Origin of the sequence: Paenibacillus contaminans, from assembly GCF_003285015.1 — a bacterium.
Taxonomy (GTDB): domain Bacteria; phylum Bacillota; class Bacilli; order Paenibacillales; family NBRC-103111; genus Paenibacillus_V; species Paenibacillus_V contaminans.
Map to the genome: position 1 here is coordinate 119,558 of NZ_QMFB01000020.1, position 12,230 is coordinate 131,787.

General features: G+C 46.0%; 9 protein-coding genes. 2 read left to right on the forward strand and 7 right to left on the reverse strand.

Going from position 1 to position 12,230, the window contains the following annotated elements:
- Positions 1-23 precede the first annotated feature (23 nt).
- The 7 genes from DQG23_RS28240 to DQG23_RS28270 all read right to left on the reverse strand — a co-directional run bounded on the left by DQG23_RS28240 (position 24) and on the right by DQG23_RS28270 (position 9,218).
- Positions 24-1,595 carry a type 2 periplasmic-binding domain-containing protein gene (locus DQG23_RS28240; RefSeq protein WP_113034389.1) on the reverse strand — a complete coding sequence of 524 codons (1,572 nt, stop codon included), beginning with the start codon at positions 1,593-1,595 and terminating at the stop codon, positions 24-26.
- A 484-nt stretch (positions 1,596-2,079) separates the two neighbouring features.
- Positions 2,080-4,095: a helix-turn-helix domain-containing protein gene (locus DQG23_RS28245; protein WP_113034390.1), complete on the reverse strand. Its 2,016-nt coding sequence runs from the start codon at positions 4,093-4,095 to the stop codon at positions 2,080-2,082.
- Between the two features lie 348 nt (positions 4,096-4,443).
- Entirely contained in the window at positions 4,444-5,055 is a 612-nt protein-coding gene (locus DQG23_RS28250; RefSeq protein WP_113034391.1) for a suppressor of fused domain protein, read from the reverse strand.
- 118 nt (positions 5,056-5,173) lie between these two features.
- Positions 5,174-6,619, reverse strand: a complete 1,446-nt coding sequence (locus DQG23_RS28255) for an MFS transporter (RefSeq protein WP_113034392.1) — start codon at positions 6,617-6,619, stop codon at positions 5,174-5,176.
- A 354-nt stretch (positions 6,620-6,973) separates the two neighbouring features.
- Positions 6,974-7,447, reverse strand: coding sequence for a RidA family protein (locus DQG23_RS28260; RefSeq protein ID WP_113034393.1), 474 nt, complete (start codon positions 7,445-7,447; stop codon positions 6,974-6,976).
- Between the two features lie 249 nt (positions 7,448-7,696).
- Entirely contained in the window at positions 7,697-8,077 is a 381-nt protein-coding gene (locus DQG23_RS28265) for a hypothetical protein (RefSeq protein ID WP_113034394.1), read from the reverse strand.
- Between the two features lie 109 nt (positions 8,078-8,186).
- On the reverse strand, positions 8,187-9,218 hold the full coding sequence (locus DQG23_RS28270) for a hypothetical protein (protein WP_113034395.1): 1,032 nt from the start codon (positions 9,216-9,218) through the stop codon (positions 8,187-8,189).
- 355 nt (positions 9,219-9,573) lie between these two features.
- On the opposite strand from DQG23_RS28270, the gene DQG23_RS28275 reads away from it, so the two are divergent.
- Together DQG23_RS28275 and DQG23_RS28280 are read left to right on the forward strand one after the other, a co-directional pair.
- On the forward strand, positions 9,574-9,798 hold the full coding sequence (locus tag DQG23_RS28275; protein ID WP_113034396.1) for a PspC domain-containing protein: 225 nt from the start codon (positions 9,574-9,576) through the stop codon (positions 9,796-9,798).
- A gap of 647 nt (positions 9,799-10,445) precedes the next feature.
- The gene (locus DQG23_RS28280) at positions 10,446-12,092 is read left to right on the forward strand and encodes an RNA polymerase sigma factor (RefSeq protein WP_158560735.1); all 1,647 of its coding nucleotides are present in this window, start codon (positions 10,446-10,448) and stop codon (positions 12,090-12,092) included.
- Positions 12,093-12,230 lie beyond the last annotated feature (138 nt).

Here is a 12,230-nt window from a genome sequence, read left to right on the forward strand (position 1 = left end):
AGAAGCAGAACCCGTTTATCTACTTACTTGGCAGCCGCCGCGAATTGCTCGTTTCGGTCGTCAATCATTTGTTGCCCGCCAATCTCCAGCCATTTCTTCACAATGCTATCCCAGTTCTCAACCGGAATTTCTCCGTTGAATACTTTGACCTTCTGCTCTTTCCAATACGTTTTCAGATCCGTCAGCTTGGAGAATGATTTCCATTTGGAATTGTCGTAAAGCACTTTGGCGTCAATCGGTTCAAAGCGAGGCAGCTTGTTCACTTGCTCCCGTTTCAAGTTGTATTCCTGGTGTGTCCATGTATTCGCGGCCCATACGGGACTTCCAGGCCAGTTGATGAACACGGTCTTGTATTTGGCGTAATATTTGGCCTTGGACAGATCCGACTTATCTTCAGCGATAAATTCGACCGTATTGTTCGTTCCCCGATTGTAGTTCTCGCCTTCAACCCCGAAGTAGACCAGGTCGCTTCCCTCCGGCGTTGCCTGGTAATCGAAATATTTCATGACGGTTTCGGAACTGGCGTTTTTCTTGAATATAACCCAAGCCGATGTTGCGGCAGGGGAGGCAGGCAATTTATTGATCCCCTTGCCTTCTAAAGCGACGGGGACATATTGGACATCCGGCACCGTTTTCCTAAGCACCTCTACCGCGTTTATGATCGTTCCGGAGAATGTGGCTGCCACGGTTCCCGCTTTGTTCTGTGCGATCAACTCTTGCTGCTTGGGCGCCGTAGAAAGCAGCATGTCGGGCCAGATATACCCTTTTTTCTGCCACTCTACGAATTTGGCCATCATCTCTTTATAGCTCGGGTGAAGCTCGGGCGGTTTAATTTTGCCGTCGGTATCCTTCCACCATTCCGTAGCTGCCGGCATGAAGAATGGGGCGAAGACATATTCCAACATGTCAATATTCCCGCCTGATCCCGTCGACAAAGCATAGGTATCGGCCTTTCCATTTCCGTCCGGGTCGCCGGTTTTAAACGCTTCCAGGATCTTTTCATAATCGTCAATGGTTTTCGGCATCGTTAAATTTAACTTGGCAAGCCAATCGGTTCGGATTTGCAAAGCGTTTGGCGTGATCACAGGGGTCTCAATCGGAATACCGAGAATTTGATTTTTGTACGTCACTCTTTCAAAAGCGGCAGGCACCACATTTTTCTTCAAGTTCGGTCCGTATTTATCCAGCAAGTCGTTGAGCGAGAGAATGACGCCGTCATTGTAAGCTTGTATCGCATCCGCAATCGACATTTCCGCGAATTCCAATTGTTCGCCTGAGGAGAGCATCAAATTGCGCTTGGTGACGCATTGGCCGGCCTCCGAGAAGACAATGTTGACATCGGCGCCTGTTTTCTCCTGAATAATATCGTGCACATGCTTCTCTTCCGGCGTCTTCCGATCAAATGTGGCATTGCAATTCAGCCCTACGACTTTAACAGGAGTTTGGGACGCTCCGGCAGCGGCGCTGCTGGCCGGCGCTTTCTCCCCCGCAGATTTCGGGTCCTTTGCGCCTGACGAGCTGCATGCTGACGATGTTGCCATGACGGACACCAACAAAACTGAGAGCCATAGCCTTCCCCTTCTTTTCTGTTCCACGCTTCATTCCTCCTTATGGGTTCCCGGCCCCCCGGGATAGCTACAACCTACAACAGCCCTTGCCCGTTATTCAATCCTAATATATTATAACCGTTGAAACGACGGGCTTTTCGCCCTGTTCAACGTGTTTAATATTGTATTAAAACCCGATTTCACAAGGATAAAAACATGCGGCGGCCTAAACCGTTTGCGGAGCAAACGGACTTCGGAAGCATAAGCTGGACGCCATTCGTTTACCGGGAAGTCGAGCCGCATCCACGAGATACGTTCCTAGGGCGTGTCTGAAAACCCACTCAGGGGCATCTTTCACCGCCTTTTCGCCCCCTGCTTCGTTCCGTTTGCTTGACGTACCCCCGGTACGCCTTCACAAACGCGCCTTGCATGGAACGAAAATTCGCCAAAATCTGTTCCCCTCGGAGTTTCCAGACACGCCCTAGACTTCAACAAAAAAACCGACATCAAAGTCGGTTTCGTTCAAACGGATTTACGTATTGCGGTTGACCCGCAGCTCTTTATACTCGGACGGCGTGATCCCCGTATATTGCTTGAAGACTCTGGCAAAGTAGCTGTTGCTGTTGAAGCCGGTTTTCAAGCCGATCTCTGCAATTTTCGTGCTCGTATTCGACAGCAGATGTTTGGCCTTTTCGACTCGATACTCATTCAGATATTCAATCGGTGTCCGGTTATAACTTTTTTTGCAAACATTAATCAAGTGCTGCTTGCTGATTCCGATATAGTCCGCCATTTCGTCGAGGGAGAAATTATCCATGTAGCGTTCCGCGATGAAATCGTCAATCTTGCGGGTGTAATCCTTCGTGTCGACCGCATATTCCCGAAAGTTATGGAACTTGGAAAATAAAAATTGCTTGACAGCCGTTACGTTCATGTTGCCCTTTTCCGCAATTAATTTATTCAATTCATCCAGGAACGCCAAGCTGTTCTGCCCGTACATCCGCAGGAAAAGCGAAATGACCGTATAAAAATTCAAATTGTACGCGACCACCGTAATTTGCTCGGAGAACAAAGCGTTTAAGGCGTTCGTAAAGATCCTCTCGTTTTGCTGCTTAATCGCCAATTCCATCTCTTCAACGGCCGGAGTCTCGACTGCCGTGTGATGGTAATCCATCGGAAGTTTATTATAACAATACAGCTTCGAATCCAGCGTGAAAATCCGCCCGACATTGTACGCATACATGGCTTCGAGATAAGACTTGTGCAAGTCACGGAGCGGATGAATGCCGCCGATGCTGATCTCCAGCCGTTCCAGCAGGTCTTCTTTGAAGCTGAGCAAAAGATCGGTAGTAAAACGGTTCACGTCTTCATGCTCCAATTGGAACAACAAGATATATGTTTCATTCGACTCTTCAAACATTTCATAACGGAATGCTCCGTCTAAACCTTCTACAACCGATCTTCTCATATGCGCGGGATCATGGCCGATTTCATCCAGCGACGGCAACGTTTTGATAATCGTCACAAGATGGGATCTCGCATATGTTTTTGTTAGTCGTTCAATGTCCGGATTAATGCCGATCTGGCCCATTAAGAGGCGATGCAGAAGCGTTTTTCTCAGCAGCTCTTCGTTTTCATTAACTCGCAGGACAATCCGGTGAAATGGTTTATATAACTCGCGGAATCCGATCAGGATCAGAACCAGCATGAAGACGACAACGGCCGCGACCACGATAATCAACGTATTTTTTAATTTCGCGACATCCCCGTACAACTGCTTCGTATTGACTTCGCTAATTAATCGCCAGTTAAAGGCGTTAAGCTTGTAGTCGTTCATTTGGATCGTCTTTGGGTCCCGTTCGATATCGGAAAGGTTCATCCCGAATTTTTGCGGCTCGCGATGAAACATGATTTTACCGCCGGCGTCTGTAAGATAATAATTATACAACTCGGCGTTCACGTTCAATTCTTGCAAAAAGGAAGCATAAATCTTATCAAGATTCACGTTATAAATGAAAAAATTTTGCTCTCCTCTTGAAGAAGGAAGCCGTTGAACAATAGACGCAACATGGGTCCCTTGCTTGGACTTGCCCTCTACGATCTCGATTCCGTATAAGGACATCCCGGATGCAACGGAGGCTATCCACGGTATCGAACTGTTGCTGGGATCTCGTTCGATTCCAAAATTGGAAATAAGCAATATATTCTCATTAGCATTGTAATACAGGATTTCCGTGACATAGGGATTGGCATAAATTAAGTTGCTAATATCGCCCAATGCCTTCCATTGTTCGTAATCCGACCGAATATTGGCGAAACGGCTGTCTACTGTAATGGAATTCGTGAAATCGATAATTTGTTGAAGCGTTCTCTCCATTAATGCGCCGGTTCGCGTTAATTCGTTTTCGTTTTTCGAATTGATCAGTTCCACCGTTTTGGTCAAGAACAAATTAATATTGTAAGCGCTAACGATTAGAAGTGGAATACTGGAGACGACCGCCAAAACGATTAATACTTTGTAGATGTACGATTTCATATCTTTCGTCACAACTACTCCCCCTTACATACCTGCTGCTGAAATCCTCGGTTGGCTTACACACACTATAGATGTACTAGTATGGAAGCGTCAAGAAGGTCACTCCTAATCTACCACCGCCTAATTTTTAACGATTGGGTTTAGCACGATCTCTATATCTACTTCAAATATAATGTATAATATATGGTCTAACAATATTATATTATATAGTCATATTCGTCCATTGATAAAGGCAGCCGGTCTTTCTGGCCGACTGCCTTCGTGATAACTTATGCAATTCTTGTACCCGTCTGCTCGTCGTGGAATCGTTCGTAGACAGGGGCGTCCAGTGAATAACCGATCACCTTTTTGAGAGCTTGATTAAGGACGAGCGGGATCTATTATTGAATGCTGTTGCTTTTCTATCCAAGCATCAAAAGCATCTATGCCTTCTTGTAAAATGATACGTGCTTCTTTATGAGTAATCGGAATAACCCACAAGACACTAATTACTTCTTCACCTATTTTCATTTCTTCTAACCCCTCACTTTCTCCTCTTAGTTCATCAATCAAGAGGGCTTTTGTAGTCCAGTTCTCTGGTGCGAGTGCGCTCTCGGTCATTACTCGCGGTACTTCCGAAGATTTAATATTTTCAATATTATGGGCAATTAGGTCGCAGAAATAGGAGAATATGCGATCAATGCTTTCTTGTCCCAAATCGGGGGTTAAAGCTAGCATCCATTCAGTCTCAGTAGGTTTTCCAGTTTTTCGTATGGAATTTGATAGGCCGACTGTTGCGAATCTTGCAGGCGTTTTATCATTAATTGATGGGAAATAATAAACTTCAATATGTACGCCAATCTCCGGTTTTGTCATGATGACTCTATATTCCGGCATAGACCATTCTTTCATATATAAATTAAGAATAATTGTTCTTCTGATGTCGAAGTCCAGAGCTTTTTCCCGGCTTGACTCTTTATGCAGCACATCCATCACCTTTTTTCTTTATTGGTTTTCTCGCTATTTTACCATATCCTCACTCCTTTTCCCTATATATACCTTAGATAAAAAGAGCTCCAACCAAAGGTTATTTGGCTGGAGCACTATTCCATTACATGGCTACAGGCCCACTTGATTCTCCCTTTTTGGGAGAGCGGACAAACAATATAGATAAAATTGCACCTGCAAATGCTACGATACCTGACCAAAAAAACGCTTGATGAAACCCCTCGTTTAAAACAGCTGCGGGATCCCCAACAGTTTGGGATGCCGACGCAGATGCTGCGATCGCAACCATAATAGCCAAACTAATTGCCGACCCAATCTGGTAGCTCGTATTGGCTAGGCCGGATGCGAGTCCGGCTTCCTCCGGTCGCACTCCAGACATGGCGGCCATAGTTGCCGGAATATAGGCAAGTGACATTCCGAGAGCGCCCAATAGCGAAGCCGGGAGCACATTCATTACGAAATTTCCGTCCACAGGCGTATATTGAGAGAATAGCAGCATCGATCCTCCAAGCGCGATCATTCCGATTACTAAGTTCGCTTTCACTCCGAACTTTGCGATTAGCTTTCCTGTAATCAAAATCATGAAGACGGCAATGAGTATCGTCATCGGAAGCAAGCCGACCCCGCCGGCGAAGGCTGAAAATTTTAGTACTTGCTGCAAATAGAGGTTGAGGAAATACCATAGCGGTATCCACCCGCCAGAAAGCATAACGAGAGCGATATTACCCGCAGCTAGATTCGGCGATTTAAAAATCCGGAGAGGTACAAGCGGTTCTTTTTTAACAGCCTGTATAATTAGGAACAGGATGAACAATGCAGCCCCAAAAATAAGTGTCCATACGGTGGACGGAGCCCCCCATCCTTTGTGCTCTGCAGTAACAATTCCGTACACAATCAAAACCAAAGCTGCTGTAACGAAGATGGACCCCACTACATCGATGCTGCCTTTTCTGCGTATCCCTTTTGTCAAAAGTCCGGTGGAAATGAGCAAGGCAAAAATTCCTACAGGTACGTTAATCAGGAACGTCCATTGCCAGCTAAGCCATTCGGTAATAATACCTCCCAAAAACACTCCGGCCGATCCGCCCGCAGCCGCCGAAGCCCCCCAGAAACCCAAGGCCTTCCCAAGCTCTTTTGGATTGCCGCTAAATAACATCATGACGATTGTTAGTGCCGATGGGGCAATCAAGGCGGACCCGAATCCTTGTAGAGCCCTGCCGACGTTCAGTGATTCTTCGCTCCAAGCCAAGCCCGCAAGTAAAGAGGCCAGTGTTAAAATGGAAAAACCCCACATAAACATACGCCGTTGACCAAACAGGTCGGATAATCGACCGCCCAAAAGCAGCAAACCGCCAAAGAAAATGACATAAGCGTTAAAAACCCACTGCAAGCTTTCTTGCGTATATCCGAGCGAATCTTTGATGGCAGGTAAAGCTACTCCGATAATCGACGTATCCATGATCACCATAAAGTTCGCAAGACATAACAAAGCCAGAGCTTTCCACCGTCTTGGGTCAGCTTGTGAAAGAGACTTTGCTTGAGAAGACATATTCAAACCCTCCTTATTTTGCGAAGCATCCGGTTGAATCGAGAAGATAAGGATTAACAATCGCGACGGCCGTCCTTGAACGAAGTTAATCCGTGCCCATAATTTACCGGATATTCGATATCGATATAGTATACCCCCGTACCCTATATTGTCAAGTGTGGATTCGAAATAAAATCATTTAGACTAGCCTAATTTTTTCTTGTTATGGATGCTCAAGCGTCAGGATTGGATAAAAAAAAGAGCCAAGTCTTTATCGACAGGGCTCTTTCCATTGCGCTATAGAAAATCACTTCCAGCGGTCCTTGCAGGTTTGGTATACAATTGCGAGTATAGCAGAATGACTAACTGGCTGCCTTAAGCTTTCAGCGCAACCACGATTTCCACCTCTGTGGAAGCGCCTAGCGGCAGCGTATGAATGCCGAGAGCGGCCCGGGCGTGCTTGCCAGCGTCTCCGAATACGTCAACGAGCACTTGGCTGCCCGCATTCATAATTTCCGGATGCATGGTCAAATCTTCCGTACAGCTCAAATACCCCGTTACTTTCACCACATACTCTACCCGCTCGAGCCCCACTTCCCGGTCCAGCGCCATCAGGCAGTTCAGCACCGAGTATGCGGCTGAGAGCTTGCCTTCCTCGATGGACACATCTGCGCCGATGCGTCCCTTGTACATCAGTTCTCCTGCCGAGAATGCCACGTTTCCGGAAATGTAAGCCATTCGGCCGTCTACACGTACCGGTAATACGAGCTTGGGGTCTTTCACTGCAGGAGATTCTTTCCATCCTAACGATTGTTTGACTTGTTCGAACCGTTCGTTGACAGTTGACATGATATGAAGCCTCCTAGTGATCAAATGGTAGTTGGACTAAACGTCCGAATATCCTGGAACGATTGAGCAGACTTTTATACCCTTTCGGCGCTAAGTGGGGCTCATTTTCGAATTATTCAAGCTTGAAAATAGTCCAATAAATCCCACCTTCGGTTGTTTTTCATAATAACATATGGTTTAATCATATTCCACAACCACTTCCGGGTTGGAGCGATTGATAAACAAGAACGTTATTTTAGAAGCGTTCTACTAATCATATTGTGAGTACAACTCAAGCATATCATCAGCACAGCCAGCTACGATCGTATTTGCTTGTTCCGCATGTTTTACTGCCTCAGCGTAAAGTTGTAGATTAAAACTAACAGAAGCCATGATTAAATGCCATTCAGCGTCCGTAATTCCCTGATCAGAAACAGTTTGCAGCAGCCCGTATGCTTGCTCAAATGGATTGGTCTGGTCAGAATAATCTTGCAGGTAGTTCAGTGCCCTTGCATAGGCTAAAATCATTTCATATGACCACTGTTCCTGAGGGTACTGCTGCAGGATTGATTTTATTTCTTGATAATTACCTACAAGCTTCATTACATCCATCTCTGCCTCAAGATCGTTTATATACTGCATGTCAATCATTCAGCTTCACCTCTGGCTACAGTCATAATAACCTACTAAATGGCATTCCGTTCTTTTTACCGGATTTCAGTGAAACGCGAAGAAGTACGAGCATCATAAGGCATTGTAACTATCCAAATTGGTTCATGTAGGCTTCCCGATAATTATAGGGAACAGCCTTTTCATCCACAATTCCATTTACAGTTCTGCCACCATATCCGCCTCCATCTGCACTGTACTTCTGATTATCAAAAGTTGCAGGAAATTCAAACGAATGGATGACATCAAAATCGAGCATCCCTTTTAACTCATCACACTCTTCCTTCGTTATTTTTTTAAAGCTGTCTACTAAAAATGAACAGTACATATCATAAACAATATCCGCATATTCTGCGGGCGACATTTTTTCATTAAAACCATTATAACTGCACGATATACTGATATCCTTCAGTTTACTCCCCCTCATCGCCGGGTGGAACTTCTTGGTCTCTGTGTTATATGCGGAATCATAAAAGAACTTATGATGTTTCTTTATCGGCCCCATAAACAAAGTTATCGCCATACTGTTTTTTTGTAAAATCCTTTTTTGAATCAACAGATTGCTTTCCAGAAAAGACCATATATATTCGCTAATTCTGTAGTCCACACGTGGTCTTCTAAACATGATCTCAGGTTTGGATATTCCATCGTCTTCATCTTCGTGACTCCAAAATCGGCTGATCGTTATGGTTTTTGTATTTTCTTCCCTGTTATCACTGATTTTCGTTAGTAAAAGCTCTCTGACATAAAGAGATACTTTTTGCAGCAGTATTCTAAAATCGTTTTCGTTAATCGCTGTCAAAACACAAGTTTCAGATTCAGAATCGCTTTCAATGACTTCTTCAAGAACAACTTTTTCTTGTTTAAGTTTATCAAGGATGTAATTGGTCCAACCGTATCCGTCAGAAATATACGGCACTTCCTCTAATTTGCGATTAAGTTTTTCAAAACCATCAGTTGGCGAAAACTCTAGTGAATAACTCAACGTTTCATTTCCCTTATTTACAACGCTGGATATATGTATCACAAAAGGTTTATAGTCGAGACATTCCCACGTACCCTCTTCCATATATTCGATAATATTGTTAGGGATTTCGACTTTTTCTAACTGTAATCTATCCAAATTTCTAGTTCCTCTCGTATTATGGATATGGTCGTTACATAACGGTCATTTTTACTAATGCGACATACGTTCCTTGCTTAATCTTCCCCCTCTCCCGGGTTACAAATAATTTCCATAATAATAGACGCACATCATAACGAGTATGTTGCGGGTAACCTCCCGTTACTAATGAGGTTGAGGCTTCCACCTGCTCGCTTAGCGGCGGCGATTCTTATGCCCACCCTCCGAACGAATTACTACTGGACTTATGCCTAGCCCGGCCGACCGACCCGGGTCCGTTTCGATGGCTGCACGCGTCGTTTACAATAAAGATATTACAAGCGCAGCGGCGCCACTTTGAAGGAGATGGATATTCATGAATAGATTATTTCGCTCGAGAACGGACAACAAAATTACCGGCTTATGCGGCGGATTAGCGGAACGGCTCGGCATGGACGCAACGATCGTGCGTTTGCTCGTTATTATTGCGGCATGCATCAGTTTCGGAACTGTCGTGTTCGTTTATTTGATCGCAAGCATCGTCGTTCCTAAAGCGCCTTACGGCGTCGACAACTACATTGGCAGCTACCGTTCTTTTTAATCTATAAGGATTTTTACAAGGATCGCGATTGAGGAAAACTCTAAGAGTAATCTAGGGGCAAACGCTTTTTAGTGGACGTTTATATTTTCTAGCTTAATAAGACATGCGCTACTAGGGGTGCTGCTAATAAAAAAACGAGACTGCCGGGAGCCTCGTTTTTTTGTGCTATCGTACTCCGTTAGCTTAACGTTTCGTGGCCAAAGAAAATAAAGTATTAGACTGGGTTGGGTTATTTGACGCTGTTTCAGAGTTTGAAAAACATCAGGTATTGAAAAATAAGTTTTAGACTGACCCCAATATTTTCATCGGCGGCAACTCTGAACGAGAAAATAAAGTATTAGACTGCGGCTGTGTTGTTGAACTAACGTACCTTAGTTGAACGGAAAAAAGTATCTTTATATACTAAAAGTGAGACCCTTAAATCTTAAGTAATCTTCAGCTTGTTTAATTCTTGTTCCATTATACTCAACAAAAAGTTCATAACGTCTCTTTAACCATTCAAATGACCTATCCGTGATGTTTGTAATTGTACATGTATGTGTGATCCGGTAGGACGTCCAAATTTTTTTGAAAATATCCCAACCTTTATTTCGCCTGGCACACTATTTGATTGTCAGGAATTACAGATGCAACTGCGGAGGCGAAAGATGGATTCGATCGGGAAGAACGGAAAAGAAGCGGCGGAAGCTATTCGGAGCTATGTCAAACCGATTTTCGGTTTTGCGTTGAACCGGGTCAAGCAGCGGGCGGAGGCGGAGGATCTGGCTCAGGAGATTATGCTGCAATTGTTGAAATCCTTCTCCGGGGTGAGGGACATTCGATGCCTGGAGGCTTACGTCTGGACGGTTGCCCGATACACTTGGGTGAATTGGTTGAAAAAGCGTGCGCACGCTCCCCAAACGATCGAAATCAACGGCATGTCCGAACTGTCGGCCGACTGTTCCCGGGAGCCGCTTGACCAGCTGCTGGTAACCGAAGCTTACCGCGAGCTGCGCCGGGAAGTCGCGTTTCTGTCCGACATCCATCGCCGGATCGTGGTCATGTATTACTACGACGAGCTTAAAATCGGCGATATCGCGATTGCTCTGAACATTCCTGTCAACACGGTGAAGTGGCATCTGAGCGAGGCCAAAAAGGAGTTAAGGAAAGGGATGAAACGTATGCGCGCAACAGGAACTTTGAGTGTCAATCCGGTCAGCATGGGGGAAATGGGCCATTCCGGTTCGGCCGGCAGACTGGGCGAAACCAACGATTTTCTTGGACGCGCCTTGGCGCAAAATATCGTTTACGCGGCTTATCACAAGGCGCATACCGTCCATCAAATCGCGGAGGAGCTCGGAATGCCGCCGTCTTTGCTGGAAGGCGAAGTCCAGCACCTGGCCGATTACAATTTTCTCATCCAAACCTCTCCCGGCAAATATCAAAGCAATACCATCGTCTGGGACCTCTTCGAGTTGGCCGTAGCTGGTCATCGATTCTGGCAAGAGTGCGCCGCCGAAGTGGCCGATGTTCATTTCGACGCGTTAATTGAAGTTCGCCGGCAAGTCGAGGATAGCGGAGTGTACGTTCCGGACGGCGACTATAACTTCCTGCTCTGGACCTTGCTGCCCAAGAACGTCGAGGAGCAATCCTGGCGGAGCATGCCGGCGGGCGACAACTTCGATGCGGTCGCGCCGATGCGAAAGGACGGAGGTCAGTATATCGCCTATGCGGCGTTGAACCGGAGCCGCAATGCCGATCCGGGTTTTGATCTGAGTAGTTACGTCACCTTCGGTCCGAGCATCCGCTACGTCGAAGACAGTCCCTTATACTTGTGGCAATTCAATACGTACTGGAGCGACCGCCAGGTGGATTGGCGTTTCCTGGAATATCGGAATGTCGAGGTTTGCCATGCGTTCCAACAAGGGGAACTGCCCGACAACGAAGGGAACAGCGAGCAATATTCGTTCCTGCTGGAGAAGGGGTACATCCGCAAGACGGAGGAGGGGTACAAGTTCAATGCGGTTTGGATCGACTCTCCGCAAACGCTGGATCGGTTGAACAAGGCAATGCCGGATTTGTCCGCCCTGTATGCGCCTGCTGTCGGCAAGCTCTACGATCAAATGCTCAAGCTGTTCCTGCAAAATCAGCCGAAGCATTTGGAGCCGCAGATTGCTTACATGGTGAGAGGGAATACCGGTGGAGGCCGGTTGGTCGCTTATATTTTGAAGCATTTGATCGATAACGGAAAGCTGAAAGCGCCGTTGCCGCACCAGAGGAAGACGATTACAACCTGGATGGGGCCGGTCAAGTAAGTCGGGTGCGGAAATGGATACGAAGAATGGCCGTTCCCGTGTGGTGGTGGCCATTTCACGCAATACTCTGTCCAACGAAGTGATTAAAACATCGCTATTGCACCACGGCCCCCTCCTGAACTTATGAAAATGATCAAA